The following is a 15,049-nucleotide window of genomic DNA, read 5'->3' on the forward strand; positions in this document are numbered from 1 at the left end:
AATAATTGGTGATTAATTTTTTATAGTCGCACAAATTCTTTATTTCGTAACCGAATAACCTTATTTATACTTAAGTAAACTCTTAATTTATTTAAACAGATGGCAGCAAAGAATAATACGAATTTCTTTTGGGACAAACTAGTACCTACTATTTATGCATTGGGTGCATCAGTTGTGATTCTGGGTGCGATGGGTAAAATTATGCATTATGAGTCACTGGCATTTATGCTCCCCATAGGATTAGCAACCGAGGCGTTTATTTTCGTTTTATATGCAATTCAATCTTTTTTGTTTCCTCCGGTAGATTATCAGTGGGAAAGAGCCTATCCTGAACTGGCTGATGATTATCAGGGCGAGCCTGTAAGAAGAAGCGCTGCTGCACCTGCACAGGGCAATGGTCTTACTGCCAGATTTGATGATATGCTGGCTAATGCCAAAATTACGCCTGATGTATTTGATAACCTTAAAAGCGGTATTCAGAATCTGACAGGCCAGGTAGCTAAAATGACAGACATCAGCGATGCAACAGTAGCCACCAGCGAATATGCAAAAAATGTAAAAGCGGCTTCAACACAAATAACTGCTATGAACAGCGCCTACGGAACAGCCGTAGTAGCGATGAACAGCATGGCAGATGCCACCAAAGATGCGCAGGAATACAGAGCGCAGTTTGGTAAAATTACCCAGAATATGGGCGCTCTGAATGCCGTTTATGAATTGGAGTTACAAGACACCAACAAGCACCTGAAAGCCATGAATGCTTTCTACAGCAACCTGAGCGTTGCCATGCAGGATATGGCAGAGGCATCTAAGGAAACACAGCAATTTAAGTCAGAATTGTCTAAATTGACTAATAACCTTAGCTCGTTAAACAATGTATACGGCAGCATGTTGTCGGCAATGAGAGGCAACTAATCGTTTGGCGTTTGTTAAGCCGTCAAGTTAATCTTATGGCTTTATAAACGGCAGGCACAGTTAAAATTTTTACTAACCGTATAATACTCAATATATATGGCAGCTGGAAAAGAGTCACCACGGCAGAAGATGATCAATATGATGTATCTTGTTCTGACCGCAATGTTGGCACTCCAAATAAGTAACGCTATTCTACAAAAATTTCAGTTATTGAATAATAGTCTGGAAAGAGCAAACTCATCGGCTAATGAAACAAACGAAAAGTCGGTAGGGGCAATCAAAAAGGAAATTGAAAAACCTGGTGGCGAAAAATATGCAGATGTTTTACGTAGAGCTAATGATGTCAGAAAACTGACAGCCGAAATAGATTCTTACATAGGAAGCCTGAAGCAGGAGGTTATCAATGCCGGAGGCGGATTTGACGCCGAAACCGGTGGTGTTAAAAACCCTTCAGAAGAAGAGAAGGTTGCTATACTGATGGTAGGGGCCAACAAAAACGGTAAAGGCTATGAATTGAAGAAAAAACTGAACGAATACGTAATTGCCCTGCAAAAACTAGGCGACCCAAGCGTAAAAATGTCTGACCTGGCCATTGATGCCTCAGAAGACCCCGCGCTTGCCAAAACCGATGTTACCACCAGAAAGAAAGATTTTTCTGAACTCTATTTTGCTCAGACTCCGGTGCCTGCGGCATTGGCCGTATTGAGCCAGAAACAATCGGAGGTACGCCGTCTGGAAGCGCAGACCCTTGAGTACCTGGCCAAACAAGTAGGTATACAAGAGATTAAGTTTGACGAAATTTTTGCGGTGGTTATTCCTGATGCCCGCGCCGTAGTGGCAGGTCAGAAATACCATGCCGAAATTGCCATCGGAGCCTATTCAAAATCTATTACTCCGCGTATCAGTATCAATGGTAGCTCTATCCCTGTAAAAGATGGGAAAGGAATTTATGAACTGACAGCACAAGGTGGCGAGTACGATAAAAACGGTAAGTTGACGCGTTCTTTCAGAGCCAGTGTATCTTACCCTGCGCCTGACGGTAGCCTGAAAACCGTTGACAAAGAAGAATCATATACCGTATTACAGCCATCAGTACAGATTGAGTCTGCCTCACTGCCTCCTTTGTACTTTAAGTGTGCCAACGAGATTCAGACTTCTTCGCCTGGCCTTGGCGCGCTTTATTCACCAACTTTTGGTGGTTCAGGCGCTGAGTTCATTCCAGGTGGTGGTGGCAAGGTAACTGTGGTGCCTAATTCGGCACAGGTAACCATGAATGTAAGCAACGGTGGTTCTGTTCTGAAGAGCTTCCCTTTCAGAGTACGTCGTGTACCTAAACCTGATGTATATTTTACGAATCAGTCTGGGGCAAAATTGAACGAGAAAGGTGGAGAAACGGCGGCTTCATTGCGCGTTATTAATGCAGTGGCCGCAGCAGACGAGAACTTTAAAACTACTAACCCTAAAGATGCCGCATTCCGTGTGGCAGAGTATCAGGTTTTTCTGGCACGTGGTAGCAAACCGCTGGGTAGCGTGGTGTCTAATGGCGGCCCGGCAAATATTTCAAGTTTGGCGCAACAAGCACAAGCAGGAGACCGTTATGTAATTGAAATAAAAAGGGTAGAACGTAGAAACTTTAAAGGTGAAATTGAGTCGGTTGAGATTGGGAGTTCGTCAATTACAACAATTAACTTGAAATAAAAGGTTTAAATAAATTGAAGCTAATGAGAAAATTACAAGGCCTGGCTCTGGGTGTTGCATTAATAACCGGCCAGTTTGCAGTAGCTCAGGAAAAAACAAATGCTCAGGGTAATCCATTGTCGTTACGCCCGGTTAATGATGCTAACGTAATGTATAAAGTTACGCTATGGAGAAAGATTGACCTTCGCGAAAAGATGAATCAACCTTTTTTTGCAAAGGGTAATGAAATTACCAAGCATCTGATTGAAGGTGTGAAAGCGGGTGTTCTTGATGCCTATGCCAACGATTCATTAGTTACTAAACTGACACTGGAGCAATTCAGTGAACGTTTGCAGATTAAAGAAGAAAGTAGTGGGTTGTCTAAAGAAGAAAGAGAAGCTGGTTTTACTGATGCTCCTACCAGCGACGACGGCTGGGGTGGCGGAGGCGACAGCACCTCGAAAAATGACGGCTTCGGAAATAAAACAGTTATGCCAAGCGGTGCCACTGAGTATTTCCCGAATCAGTTAACAACCCTTGAATTGCGGGAAGACTGGCTTTTTGATAAACAACGCTCGAGACAGTATTATGATATCCAGTCTTTAGGAATCGTCATTCCTGCGGCACAGACAGCCCTGGGTTTTGACCGCGCCGTGGCGTATTTCAAGTTTAAAGACTTAGACCGTTATTTCAGATCAAATCCAAAATGTATCTGGTATAATGCAGCCAATACGGCTCAGCATAAAAACCTGGCTGATGCTTTTGAATTACGTTTCTTCCGTGGAAGAATCACCAAAAAATCAAATGCCGCAGACAGAGACTTGGACGACATCTATAAGTCGGCCCGGGAGGGTTTGCTGAAATCAGAACAACTTGAAAATGAATTAATGGAACTGGAGCATAACCTCTGGGAATATTAAGCGCATTCAATCAATAAGGCAAAAGGGGAGTAGCATCAGGCTATTCCCCTTTTTTATTGCCCTTTAGCGGTTCATCTACCTGAATACCCGGGTTTAGGGTTGTTTTAACACTCTTTAACTTTTTTTAGCATAAAAAATCTTTTATTAGCTGCAACTTTGTTCCATCAATTCGCATCTTATTGATGTGTGAATAAAAGCGGGTAAATGACAAAAAACCAACAATGCCGTTCATCAGTCTATTTAGCCATTCATCCACAACTCAAGAAAAAAATAGTACTATGTATTGCATAATACCAAACAAAACATATATCTTTGTATTGTCAATGAAATAACGGTAAATGTGCACTGAAAATAAAATTATGAAAAAGCTATTATTAATTTTTGCAACACTTCTGATAAGCCTTAACTCAATGGCTTTGAGTTTCCCTCGCAGCGCCTACGGACACCAACGTATCCTGACTAATGCAGTTGAAAAAACGGCAGCACAGGCACAATCATTGAAATCATCATTGATAAAAGAAACAGCAATCAGTGTAGAAGAAGAAACCAATCAGCAATCGTTTATACAAATGGTGGCAGATTACGTTATTCATTTGTTTACCGAAACCATATGCAAGCGCAAAAGCGTAGCAGTGGTAAATACATTTGAGAAAGAGCGCTATGAGTGCTTTGCAATTAAACAAGATTTTGAATACCAGTTTATTGGTTAATCATAAAGATTCTTATTTTCATACGGTTTAGTTAAGGTTTAGATAAAAAGCGCGGCTCTTTGAACCGCGCTTTTCTTGTATATATGCTGTATGTATATGAACCTTAGAGTTGAAACAACGGATAATCGAGCATCCAGCTATTGATTTCTTTTTTAACGGCTGCAATGGTAGCAGCTTTATCGTGGTTCATTAACACATCGTCAATCAGATTCACAATTCTTACCATATCGGCCTCCACCAAACCGCGGGTTGTCATGGCGGCGGTTCCTACACGCATTCCTGAGGTTGTCATGGCGGTTTTATCGTCAAAAGGCACCATGTTCTTGTTTACCGTAATATCGGCTTGTATAAGGGCGTTTTCTGCTATTTTACCGGTTAAACCTTTTGGGCGCAGGTCAATCAGCATCAGGTGGTTATCTGTTCCGTCTGAAATAACTTTATAGCCACGGTTTACAAATTCGGCAGCCATTACACGTGCATTTTTCTGAACCTGCACGGCGTAGTTATAGAAATTCTCGGTAAGGGCTTCACCAAATGCCACAGCTTTAGCAGCAATGATGTGCTCTAAGGGCCCGCCTTGAGTGCCCGGGAATACACCCGAGTCTAACAATGACGACATCATTCTTACATCGCCTTTAGGTGTAGTAATACCAAAAGGGTTCGGGAAGTCGTTACGCATCATTATTACCCCACCACGTGTGCCACGAAGCGTTTTGTGTGTAGTGGTGGTTACGATATGGCAATGGTCGAATGGGTCGTTCAGTAAGCCTTTGGCAATTAATCCTGCCGGGTGAGAGATATCTGCCAACAGAATGGCGCCAACTGAGTCGGCAATCTGGCGCAGACGCACGTAGTCCCAGTCACGAGAGTAAGCAGACGCACCACAAATAATTAATTTGGGTTTTTCTTTATGGGCGGTTTCTTCAACCTTGTTCCAGTCAATCAGGCCAGATTCCTGCTCAACGCCATAGAAAAACGGCTGGAAATATTTACCCGATATATTAACAGGCGAGCCATGCGATAGGTGGCCGCCATGAGACAAGTTAAAGCCTAAGATTTTGTCGCCCGGTTGTAAACATGCCAAGAAAACAGCCATATTAGCCTGCGCACCAGAATGTGGCTGTACGTTTGCCCAGGTAAGGTTAAATAGCGCCTTCAGGCGGTCAATGGCTATTTGTTCTACCTGATCTACCACCTCACAGCCTCCATAATAACGTTTACCGGGTAGCCCCTCTGCATATTTATTAGTAAGCACACTACCTGCAGCTTCCATTACCTGTGGCGAAACAAAGTTTTCAGAAGCTATCAGTTCAATACCATGTAACTGGCGATTGTTTTCTTTCGTGATTAAATCGAAGATTTCGGTATCACGATAGAGCGATGTTTGGACAGACATATTGATTATTTGATGTACGATTAAAGAAGTACGACTGATAAAATGAGTACAAATTTAATGGAATGTTGTAAGAACAAGAATTTTGCACCAAATAATCTTTTGCATGGCAGTAAATAAAACCGTACTTTCTTGAAAAAATACTATTTCATTTAAGCATTACAGTGCCGCTTATGGTTTTATCGATTAACTCGCAACTGGGTATATATGCCAGCTCGGCTAAGTAAGTGCCTCCTAAAATTAGAAAAGGAGTATTACGGGCTTTAAAAAATGCCTTTTTATAGGCGTCTTCCAGTTTTTCCAGCCCTATGGCAAGTCGTTTTTCATTGATTTCCATCTCCGTCATGGTGCCAGGGCGCTCTTTTTTCCAGAAAAACTGCTCTTTCTTTTGCTGCCAGTTTTCATTCGGGCAGTCAATGTTATTCTCCAGGCGCAATTGCAAAACCAGTACCTTTCCCATGGTGTAGGGTTCGTCGGTTGAGTAATCAATTAACGACTTCAGTATGTGAGGGTCTGCCTTACCGTCTCTGATGGCTTGTTTAACAACAGATAATATGTCTATGCGATTGGCTTTTTCCTGAAAGATTTCATCTAACAAAGTATTTTGAAAAAGATAAGAAGCCGTAACATTAAACGCATAGGGGCTGCCTTCCGGAAGAGGAGAGTTAAGGCCTATCATATTCTCGTCAGGATACCCGTTTAAATCAATTATGCTAAGGGTTGTTTGTATTCTGTTGTAGGTGTTGGCAGTGGCTATTTTGGCATTAATGAGCCGCAGACTGTCTTGCTGGGCAACAAGATTTTTAGGCATATCAGGTAAATGTATCAGGCTGTCAACAGGTACCCATTTAAAATTTTTAAGGTAGGGTTTATAATAGTTACGGAGGTCGGCGGTAATAGGGGCAACATGGTAAATAAACTGCTGCTGTTTAATTTTTTGCAGCGAGTCGCGCAGTTGTTTATTAATTGCGGGTTCAATCAGAAGTACCTGTTTCTCAAAGTCGGGCCATTTTTTGCAGGTGTCTGCCACGTTTTTGAAGAAGGCGTCTTTTCTGAAATTAGTTACTTTATAGCCTTTCTCAACTATTTTCTCAAGATACTCAAATACTTGCGGCATTTTGCCTACCATAGTGGCGCAAATGGCAGCGTTGTAGTAATCTTTGGCGAAGGGTCTCTGTACATTGGCAAAGGCTTCATTATAAAATTGCAGGGCTTCATAATAGCTGGTGTCTACAATGGCCAGTTCGGCCTCGTTAATGATAGGATAATACACCCGGGTAAAGTCTGCCTGTGCAAAGCAAAAGGGGCTGCATAGGCAAAATAGTAAGAGTAGCTTTTTCATGGTAGAAGAAGGGCAGGCAGTAAATGAGTTTTAAATGCCTATAAAATTAAAAAACCAACTCATACATGAGCTGGTTTTTTAATAGCATTAACAAATGCTTAACAGTATCATGAAAAGTATTTCAAATGCATGGCATACAAGCCTGTAAACAGCGCAGCATTAATTAATGAGACAATGCCGATAGCCCAGCCCACTTGCCCGCCTAAAATAACAATGGGGGCAATAACACCCAGGGCATTACCGGCAATATATACGAAGAATCCTTTTTTACGTAAACTCCACATCCAGATTCCGCCCAGTATCAACAACACACTTGACACAATACTTACCACACCTGTGGTTATCAGTGTTTTTTCTTCAAACATTTTGTTGGTTTCCTGTTGGCTTTCTTCTATCTTTTCCAGGTCTTTTTCTGAAAAGTACTTAGACATCATATCCATCATCATTTCATTGGCCTGCTCTTTACTGGCCACTACTTTTTCAGGCGCAAAAACATTAGGAATGGCGCCATAAAATTTGTAGGCATTCCACAAAAAAGTGAGTATGCATAAAACGGTAAGAAACGCAGGGCGAACAGGTACGGTGTTCTCATCAAATGGATTACGCATAGTAAAAATATTTATAAAGAATTGTTAAATAGCTGTAAGCTCAAAGCTGTATTCTTCCATTATCAGGTTAGCCAAAAGTTTTTTGCAGGCATCTTCTACAATGCTTTCTGCAGTAGCTTTATCGGCTGCTTCTATTTCCATGTTAATGTGCTTACCGATGCGGCAATCACTGAAACCTTGAATGTCAAGGTTTTTAAGACCCAATAATACGGCTTTTCCCTGAGGGTCAAGGATTTCTTTGATAGGCATTACGTCAATCGAAGCGAGGAATTTCATAAGTATTTACCCCCATTCCCGAAACGGGGGATTTGGTTTAAAAATTACTCCCCTTTGGGAACAGGGGCAGACTTATTATTAAATAACGATAGAACAATATAAAGGAATACCACCAGCGGGATGCCCAGAAATTGCAAAACCACCAGCAAAATTACAGAAAGAATTATAAATATGTATTTGATTTTATTATCTACCCACGAAAAATTTTTAAACTTCATGGCAAACAGGGGTATTTCTGAAACCATCAGATAACTCATGACGATAGTATAGATAATTAGAAAAGTAACGTTGAAGATAACAAATGAATAGGAGGGGTTAAAGGTGATTATCAACGGAAACGACGCCACAACCAGCGCATTGGCCGGGGTGGGTACGCCAATGAAAGAGTCTGACTGACGCGTATCTATATTGAATTTGGCCAGACGCAAGGCCGAAAATAACGCCAGTATAAAAGCTACATAAGATATTGGATGCCACGTTGTGTATGAAACCACGGTCTGGATATCATGTGCAGGCATGGCAGATTGATAACTGGTGTAACTGATAAGCCAGGCAATCATAAATGCAGGTAAGGCACCGAAAGTAACCATATCGGCCAGCGAGTCGAGTTCTTTACCAATGGCAGAGTGCTGATTGAGCAGGCGTGCCAGAAAGCCATCGAGAAAATCAAGCACACCGGCCAGAAAAATCAGGTAGGAGGCGTTTATCAGTTCACCCTGAAAAACAAAGATAATTCCGAAGCAACCGCATAGCAGGTTGCCGAGGGTCATGAGGTTAGGAACAGTAAAGAGTTTCATGTGTTGGGGTTTAGGTGACAGGTCTAAAATGCCGAAAATTACGATAATCCTCTGTTTAAACCGTGCAAATTATCATTAATCTGCATATTTATTAACTCGCAAGCATAAATTGAATGCCATAAAAAAAGCCTCGTTGCTGAAACGAGGCCTTCAGTTATTCAATAATACCGTTAATAGTGTCTATAATTCCACTAATTCCCTTGCTGCTGCCAATTTTTTTTTTCTACGTTCTTCACGTCTCAATAAAATTCTTTGTTTAAAGCGCATCCAGCGTTCGTAAAGCGGAAGTTCCTTAAGAAAATCCCAGTTTTCATGGTGCTTGCCATCGTCTTCTTTTTTCTTGGCTTCGGCCGGGTCAAACAGCATACCGGTGCAAAGGCAATGCTTACGGTTGGTACGCGTCAGGATGTCATAATTGACACAGCTCGAACAGCCCTTCCAGAAGGCGTCATCGGCAGGCAGCTCACTGAAAGTGGTTGGCTCATAGCCCAGGTCAGAGTTAATTTTCATTACCGCCAGACTGGTTGTAAGGCCTATAATTTTGGCATCGGGGTATTTAGAACGCGAAAGCTCAAACGCTTTTTGTTTGATACGCGTTGCAATGCCGCTTTTACGATATTCAGGGTTTACAATCAGGCCCGAGTTAGCTACAAACTTACCGTGTTCCCAGGTTTCTATGTAACAAAAGCCAACCCATTTACGGGTATTGGTAAGCGCTATAATGGCCTTACCTTCACGCATCTTTTCACGCAAATAATCAGGAGAACGTTTGGCAATCCCTGTACCACGGGCCTTCGCACTCTCTGCCATCTCGTCACAAATAGTTTCTGCTAAGTTATAGTGGCTTTCGTTAGCTATTTGAACAATATATTGGTCGTCGGAAGTTATATCTGTATTATTCATCGTCATTTATTGGGCTTTCCCACAAACGGAGACGCTGTATCCTAAGATTGTTAAAATGAATATAAAGAAAAAAATATCGGAGGGGTTGTTTTGCCACGCAGGCAAAAGCGGTTATGGTCGAGTCCTTTCGGACCTGACATATCGAACTGGCGTTATGGGAAGACGAATGTTCATTTTTATAAGACAGATACAAAGATGTCAGCTTTAAAATTTATATCCAAAATATAAGCCCAATATTTTTGTATGAGCTAGAATAACGAAGCACCCCGGGTTTTAGTTCGTGGATTAGAAAAAATCTGATAACTTTGAAGAAAAAATGAATAAGCATTGAATACGCGCCTGGCTACCTTTCTATCGGTTATATTGCATCCTTTATTAATGCCTACAGTTTTGTTTATGATTCTGTTCTTTCTGGCACCTGTTTCTTTAGGTTTGGAAGGTCTGGAACCCATGTTCAGATGGATTGTGATCGGCTTTGTATTCATTTATACTTTTGCCATACCAGCTTACCTGATTTACCTGCTTAATCGCTGGGGCTTTATCAGCAGCCTGCAGCTAGAAAACCTGCAGGAACGCCGGCTACCTTACCTGCTTACTGCGCTTATTTATGGGCTGCTGGGCTATTTTTTATACAGTAAAAATTCCAGCCTGTTTGCATGTGCTTATATACTCTGGAGCATTACCATCGTTATTTTGTGTGTGGCACTTATCAGTTTCCGCTGGCAAATCAGTGCACATGGTGCGGGTATCGGCGGGGTGATAGGCGCACTGGCAGGTATAATGGTAAAGATGGGCGAAAACGCCCTTTTTATGCCGCTTTTGTTTTGTATGATATTAGCGGGGTATGTACTGGGCGCCCGTCTGCAGCTCAATGCGCATACACCAAAACAAGCCTGGGCCGGCCTTTTTTTGGGTGTAGGGTTAAGCCTATTAGCGGTTTCTTACTTTTTTTAATTATTTATTCTTCTCATTATCAGGGTTTTAAGCGGTGTTTTGAAAAAACTTACCTAAATTATGCAACATTCGCTTTTTTAGGGCGTCTTTTGTTTGAAACCATAAAACAGGATAACCTCTGGCTACCACAGTATTCATTAATAAACATGCCGACCTGGTCGAGCAATGTAAACGTGGCGAAAGTAAAGCGCAGTACGAGCTGTACAGGCATTACTCTAAAGCGATGTTCAATGTCTGCATGCGCATACTGAACCATGTAGGTGAAGCTGAAGATGTATTGCAGGAGGCGTTTATTGACGCCTTTGCCAAAATCGGTGATTTTCGGCAGCAGGCAACATTTGGCGTATGGCTGAAACAGATTGTGGTTAATAAGGCCATTAACCACCTACGCTCAAGAAGAGTAGAACTGGTAAATATTGACGAATACGGTATAGGTGGAGATGGCTATGATATAGCTGATTACCCGGATACAAATACTTATACGGAAGATAACACCCGGTATGAGGTAGAACGCATCAGAAGGGCAATGGAGCAACTGCCCGAGGGTTTCAGAGTGGTGTTGTCTTTGTATCTTTTTGAAGGGTACGACCACGAAGAGATAGGGAATATATTGGGTATTAGCGAGACCACCTCGCGCACCCAGTATATGCGGGCCAAGAAGAGGCTCCTGGAAATAGTGAGCAGGCAATTGTTTTAAGTAAATGAATGAATTAAAAAATCCCGGCAAAGGGTGATAGATATGAAAGACCGTCTGGAAAGATTTGTGAGAGACAACCGTGAAGACTTTGATAGCTACGAGCCGTCTAAAGCCTTATGGAAAAAAATTGAAACCGAGGTAGCGCAACAACAACCGAAAGGCAAACCCCTGAACGGGAAGATAGTAAAATTGGGCAGGGTGCAATGGCGCATGAGTATAGCCGCAGGCATTGCTCTGATACTTACGGTAGGTTATGGTATCATTACTTATATGCAGATGCCCAATGATATAACCGGTCTGAGCCTTCCGCCTGCTTATAGAAGCGCCTATGGCAAAGAACTGGTTCAGTTTACTTCGTTAGTAGAGCAAAAAAGAGAAGAGTTAAAGGCATTAGAGAAAGAAGACCCGCAGCTCTACCACCAGTTTGATGCCGAATTGCAGGCATTAGACAAAAATTACCAGAACCTGAAAAACGAGTTGCCGCAGAATCCGAATCCGGAAGAGCTGCTGAAGGCTATGGTACAAAACTTAAATATGCAGATCGATCTGTTAAACCAACAGTTACAAATAATTCAAAAAATTAAAAATATGAAAGATGGAAAAATTAAAACGATGGTATAGCCTCCCGGGGCAATTAAGAGGGGTGTTCCGGATATTGTTCTTTTTGTCGGCTGTGCAGGCATTTGCTGTACCCAAAGAAAAAGAATGGATTGAGAAGAAGAAAATTGTCAATTTGTCTTTCTCTATATCAGCCTCAGATAAAATTTATATCCAGAATCAGTTTGGCGATGTAAAAGTAAACTTCTGGGATAAAAAAGAAGTGCGGGCGGACGTAAGTATTACAGCTAGCGCGTCGTCGGAAGACCGGGCAGCGGATTTTCTGAGCACGGTAGACGTTTTTGGCAAAAAAGAGGGTAGTGTTGTGAGTATCAAAACCATTATGAACCAATCTGAAAACAGAAGCTGGAGTAATAAAGGTGACAAACACTCATTAAAAATAGACTACATCGTGTATATGCCTAAGTCTAATCCTTTGCAGTTGAAAAACTCATTCGGCAATAGTTACCTGCCCTCGTTTTCGGCGCCGCTGCAATTAGATTTGAGTTACGGTAAACTCATTGCTGATGATTTGCTTAACTCGCAGACGGAAGTTAAATTAGCCTTTTGCCAGAACTCTTACATAAAGTCAATGAATGGTGGCAGCCTGAAAGCATCTTACTCGGGTATCAAGATGGAAAAGGCCGATAACTTTGATTTTAATAACAGCTTTGGTGATATTGACATCAAAGAGGTTGGTAAAATTGATGCCAAAATCAGCTATTCTAAAGGTAGCATTGATTTGTTGAAAGAATCAGGCACCCTGAACCTGGAGTTTTCGGGTGGGTTTAAACTGGGGAGTGTAGGCAAGAACGTGAAAGAACTGGAAATAAAAGCCAATTATTCTCCGGTAGCCCTTATACTTGCTGATAATTCAAGCTATGATTTTGATGTAAAGGTCCATTATGGCGACTTTAACTACCCTAAAGACCAGGGCGTGTCTTTTACCAGAAATACCGATACTGAGAAAAAAGACAGGTATGGGTTTAATCCAACCAAGTATTATTCAGGCAAGCTGGGTAAAGGGTCGGCAAATTGTAAAATAACGGTTGATAGTAATTTTGGCAGTGTAAAATTGCAATAATTAAGCGTTCTGCAAATCAGGCAGGGCAGGTGTTTAACGCCTGCCCTGTTTTTGTTTTCTGGCTTTGCGTAGCCGTTGAATCTTACTTTTGTAAAACTATTGGTCAACCAGGCGGATAATCCTGGCGGGTTTTTTATTTTTGTAAAAACCATAGCACAGGGCATGAGCCAGATAAAAGACAGTGTATTTATTGTAACAGGGGCTGCCTCAGGTATAGGCAGGGCACTGGCTATACAGGCCGCCGCTGCCGGAGCTAAAGTAATAGCCACAGATGTAAACCAGACAGGGCTGGATGATACCCTGGCACTGGCATCTGGTACTATTAAAAAGTATCTGCTTGATGTGGCAGACCCTGAGCAGATAAAGCGCTTTGCAAAGGATATCATTCATGAATATCCGCATGAACCCATTATACTGGTAAATAATGCAGGGGTTGCGCTGTTTTCAGGTAGTTTTCTTGAAACATCGCTTGAAGATTTTGAGTGGTTGCTCAATATTAACCTGATGGGCGTAGTACGAATGACCAAGGCTTTTTTAAGACACATGGTTAAACTGAATCAGGGACACATCGTCAATATGTCGAGCGTTTTTGGTATAACAGCCATGCCTAATAATTCGGCTTATTCTACTGCCAAATTTGGTGTAAAGGGTTTTTCTGATGTATTGAAGCTAGAGTTGCTACGAACCAGTGTAAAGGTATCGTCGGTGCATCCGGGGGGTATTAAAACCAATATTGCGGCCAATTCAAGGCTGGGGCGCACCAAAGACAATGAAGAGGGCAGAAGAGCAATTAAACAATTTGAAAAAGCCGCCCTGAAGATGTCGCCCGATAGAGCCGCAGCTATTATACTGGCTGGCATTGAAAAAGACCGGCCACGCATTATAGTAGGTAAAGATGCCAGAACCCTTGATTTAATTGCTCGGGTTTTTCCGAATACCTATCATAAGGTTCTGGCCAGAATGTTTAAACGGTAATTAGCGTTGAGCTACCAGCGGGGTTGGTTTGTCAAGAGATTTTTTAAGTACATATTTGGCCACCACCGGAAAGTGGTCTGAGAACGTAATGCCTCGCATGGTCTGGCACGACTGTACCTGCCAGTCGGCACTAAAAAACTGTTGGTCTATCCGAACCCAGTAAGGCTTGCGGTTCAGGGTAAAACCCAGACCCTGGCCGGCATCCTCAAAAGCATTTTTGAAGCTCAGGCGAAGCTTTCCGTATGCATATCCGAACGGTATTTCATTGAAATCGCCACAAATAATAACCGGATACTTACTGCCTGCCACATAAGACTCCACTTCTTTTATCTGCTCGTCACGGGCTTCAAATCCTTCTTTCAAACGGCGGAATGTGTCGCTTATTTCAACAAAAAACTCACCAATATGGCCTTTTTTGAAGGCATCTGCCGCTTTGTTGATACGCACGCCCATCGACCACAAATGCACATTTACAACCCGTACGGTGTCTTGCTCATAGGCTATGTCGGCACATATAAAACCGTTGATATTAGGCTGGCCGTCACGGTCCCAGATTTTGCTGTATTGCTTGATAATCGGATACTGTGAGAACAAGGCCAGGCCTACTCTGGTGGTTGCATCGAGCGATATCAGTTTTTCAAACTTATCCTGATACTGTTCCTCTACATGGCCGTTAGGTACGTATTCCTGAAAACAGGCAATGTCTGCCTTTAAAGTTGCCCAGTTAACATTCTTGCGGTCTGGCCCGCCAAAACTTTCACTATTGAAGCTCAGCACTTTTAATGATTGTGCCGACCCGAAGTCTGGCTGGCTGTTACCTATGCCAACAAAACGTTTAATAATGGGGAAGGTCATTAAAACCCATATAAAGCCGGCCGAGGCAATCAGTTTCTGGTTTTTATAAAGCAAATAACTGCTGGCTGTTAAACCGGCCAGTACAGCAAGCGGCAGGCTCATCATAATAAATCCGGTAAGCCAGTGCCCAAAAATAGGGTAATAGCAAAAGGCCATTGTAATAAACAGGTAAAACAATGCCATGTAAGAACGTGGATATCTCTTAAAAACGGTGGCTATGCTCTTTAACCCAACTATGGCTATTTCTCCAAAAGTCTGAATCATAGCCCATACAAATATTTTAAAGCCGTTTAATACTGTCATGTTTCCTCTGGTTTTCAGGTTAGAAATTAAACACTGGGCTTGC

The 15,049-nt window shown here is 42.1% G+C and carries 16 protein-coding genes; 9 read left to right on the forward strand and 7 right to left on the reverse strand.

Annotated elements, in window-relative coordinates; all coding sequences use genetic code 11:
- Nucleotides 1-99 precede the first annotated feature (99 nt).
- From gldL to MB380_RS02110, 4 genes are all read left to right on the forward strand, one after another.
- Nucleotides 100-915, forward strand: coding sequence for a gliding motility protein GldL (gldL, locus tag MB380_RS02095; RefSeq protein ID WP_253532789.1), 816 nt, complete (start codon nt 100-102; stop codon nt 913-915).
- A 96-nt stretch (nt 916-1,011) separates the two neighbouring features.
- Nucleotides 1,012-2,613 carry a gliding motility protein GldM gene (gene gldM, locus MB380_RS02100; RefSeq protein WP_253532791.1) on the forward strand — a complete coding sequence of 534 codons (1,602 nt, stop codon included), beginning with the start codon at nt 1,012-1,014 and terminating at the stop codon, nt 2,611-2,613.
- 23 nt (nt 2,614-2,636) lie between these two features.
- On the forward strand, nt 2,637-3,512 hold the full coding sequence (gene gldN, locus MB380_RS02105; RefSeq protein ID WP_101726798.1) for a gliding motility protein GldN: 876 nt from the start codon (nt 2,637-2,639) through the stop codon (nt 3,510-3,512).
- 359 nt (nt 3,513-3,871) lie between these two features.
- On the forward strand, nt 3,872-4,222 hold the full coding sequence (locus tag MB380_RS02110; protein WP_253532793.1) for a hypothetical protein: 351 nt from the start codon (nt 3,872-3,874) through the stop codon (nt 4,220-4,222).
- Between the two features lie 103 nt (nt 4,223-4,325).
- On the opposite strand, the gene glyA is transcribed toward MB380_RS02110, so the two are convergent.
- From glyA to MB380_RS02140, 6 genes are all read right to left on the reverse strand, one after another.
- Nucleotides 4,326-5,618 (reverse strand): serine hydroxymethyltransferase, encoded by a 1,293-nt coding sequence (gene glyA / locus MB380_RS02115; protein ID WP_253532795.1) that lies wholly within the window; start codon nt 5,616-5,618, stop codon nt 4,326-4,328.
- A gap of 145 nt (nt 5,619-5,763) precedes the next feature.
- Complete coding sequence (locus MB380_RS02120; RefSeq protein WP_253532797.1) at nt 5,764-6,957, reverse strand: hypothetical protein; 1,194 nt, start codon at nt 6,955-6,957, stop codon at nt 5,764-5,766.
- A gap of 107 nt (nt 6,958-7,064) precedes the next feature.
- Complete coding sequence (locus tag MB380_RS02125; protein ID WP_253532799.1) at nt 7,065-7,565, reverse strand: hypothetical protein; 501 nt, start codon at nt 7,563-7,565, stop codon at nt 7,065-7,067.
- 24 nt (nt 7,566-7,589) lie between these two features.
- Nucleotides 7,590-7,841, reverse strand: coding sequence for a phosphoribosylformylglycinamidine synthase subunit PurS (purS, locus tag MB380_RS02130; protein WP_101726793.1), 252 nt, complete (start codon nt 7,839-7,841; stop codon nt 7,590-7,592).
- A gap of 44 nt (nt 7,842-7,885) precedes the next feature.
- On the reverse strand, nt 7,886-8,638 hold the full coding sequence (gene pssA / locus MB380_RS02135) for a CDP-diacylglycerol--serine O-phosphatidyltransferase (protein WP_253532801.1): 753 nt from the start codon (nt 8,636-8,638) through the stop codon (nt 7,886-7,888).
- Nucleotides 8,639-8,818: 180 nt separating this feature from the next.
- Nucleotides 8,819-9,541: a GNAT family N-acetyltransferase gene (locus MB380_RS02140; RefSeq protein ID WP_253532803.1), complete on the reverse strand. Its 723-nt coding sequence runs from the start codon at nt 9,539-9,541 to the stop codon at nt 8,819-8,821.
- Between the two features lie 327 nt (nt 9,542-9,868).
- Here MB380_RS02140 and MB380_RS02145 point away from each other — a divergent pair, with 327 nt between their 5' ends.
- The 5 genes from MB380_RS02145 to MB380_RS02165 all read left to right on the forward strand — a co-directional run bounded on the left by MB380_RS02145 (nt 9,869) and on the right by MB380_RS02165 (nt 13,848).
- Nucleotides 9,869-10,495 carry a hypothetical protein gene (locus MB380_RS02145; protein ID WP_253532805.1) on the forward strand — a complete coding sequence of 209 codons (627 nt, stop codon included), beginning with the start codon at nt 9,869-9,871 and terminating at the stop codon, nt 10,493-10,495.
- 118 nt (nt 10,496-10,613) lie between these two features.
- Nucleotides 10,614-11,192, forward strand: a complete 579-nt coding sequence (locus tag MB380_RS02150; protein WP_253535505.1) for an RNA polymerase sigma factor — start codon at nt 10,614-10,616, stop codon at nt 11,190-11,192.
- Between the two features lie 42 nt (nt 11,193-11,234).
- The gene (locus tag MB380_RS02155; protein ID WP_253532807.1) at nt 11,235-11,813 is read left to right on the forward strand and encodes a hypothetical protein; all 579 of its coding nucleotides are present in this window, start codon (nt 11,235-11,237) and stop codon (nt 11,811-11,813) included.
- Entirely contained in the window at nt 11,788-12,873 is a 1,086-nt protein-coding gene (locus tag MB380_RS02160; protein ID WP_253532809.1) for a DUF4097 family beta strand repeat-containing protein, read from the forward strand. The genes MB380_RS02155 and MB380_RS02160 overlap by 26 nt, the downstream gene beginning before the upstream one ends.
- A gap of 75 nt (nt 12,874-12,948) precedes the next feature.
- On the forward strand, nt 12,949-13,848 hold the full coding sequence (locus MB380_RS02165) for an SDR family oxidoreductase (RefSeq protein ID WP_253532811.1): 900 nt from the start codon (nt 12,949-12,951) through the stop codon (nt 13,846-13,848).
- On the opposite strand, the gene MB380_RS02170 is transcribed toward MB380_RS02165, so the two are convergent.
- Nucleotides 13,849-15,006 carry an endonuclease/exonuclease/phosphatase family protein gene (locus MB380_RS02170; protein WP_253532813.1) on the reverse strand — a complete coding sequence of 386 codons (1,158 nt, stop codon included), beginning with the start codon at nt 15,004-15,006 and terminating at the stop codon, nt 13,849-13,851.
- Nucleotides 15,007-15,049: the final 43 nt, after the last annotated feature.

The organism is Emticicia sp. 21SJ11W-3 (genome assembly GCF_024138715.1).
Taxonomy (GTDB): domain Bacteria; phylum Bacteroidota; class Bacteroidia; order Cytophagales; family Spirosomataceae; genus Emticicia; species Emticicia fluvialis.

Bases quoted from the DNA above. Each gene is read 5' to 3' on its own strand.
- MB380_RS02155 (WP_253532807.1), top strand. From the start codon at position 11,235: ATGAAAGACCGTCTGGAAAGATTTGTGAGAGACAACCGTGAAGACTTT.
- pssA (WP_253532801.1), bottom strand. From the start codon at position 8,638: ATGAAACTCTTTACTGTTCCTAACCTCATGACCCTCGGCAACCTGCTA.
- gldN (WP_101726798.1), top strand. From the start codon at position 2,637: ATGAGAAAATTACAAGGCCTGGCTCTGGGTGTTGCATTAATAACCGGC.
- MB380_RS02160 (WP_253532809.1), top strand. From the start codon at position 11,788: ATGGAAAAATTAAAACGATGGTATAGCCTCCCGGGGCAATTAAGAGGG.
- MB380_RS02140 (WP_253532803.1), bottom strand. From the start codon at position 9,541: ATGAATAATACAGATATAACTTCCGACGACCAATATATTGTTCAAATA.
- MB380_RS02110 (WP_253532793.1), top strand. From the start codon at position 3,872: ATGAAAAAGCTATTATTAATTTTTGCAACACTTCTGATAAGCCTTAAC.
- MB380_RS02170 (WP_253532813.1), bottom strand. From the start codon at position 15,006: ATGACAGTATTAAACGGCTTTAAAATATTTGTATGGGCTATGATTCAG.
- MB380_RS02125 (WP_253532799.1), bottom strand. From the start codon at position 7,565: ATGCGTAATCCATTTGATGAGAACACCGTACCTGTTCGCCCTGCGTTT.
- MB380_RS02120 (WP_253532797.1), bottom strand. From the start codon at position 6,957: ATGAAAAAGCTACTCTTACTATTTTGCCTATGCAGCCCCTTTTGCTTT.
- gldL (WP_253532789.1), top strand. From the start codon at position 100: ATGGCAGCAAAGAATAATACGAATTTCTTTTGGGACAAACTAGTACCT.
- gldM (WP_253532791.1), top strand. From the start codon at position 1,012: ATGGCAGCTGGAAAAGAGTCACCACGGCAGAAGATGATCAATATGATG.
- purS (WP_101726793.1), bottom strand. From the start codon at position 7,841: ATGAAATTCCTCGCTTCGATTGACGTAATGCCTATCAAAGAAATCCTT.
- glyA (WP_253532795.1), bottom strand. From the start codon at position 5,618: ATGTCTGTCCAAACATCGCTCTATCGTGATACCGAAATCTTCGATTTA.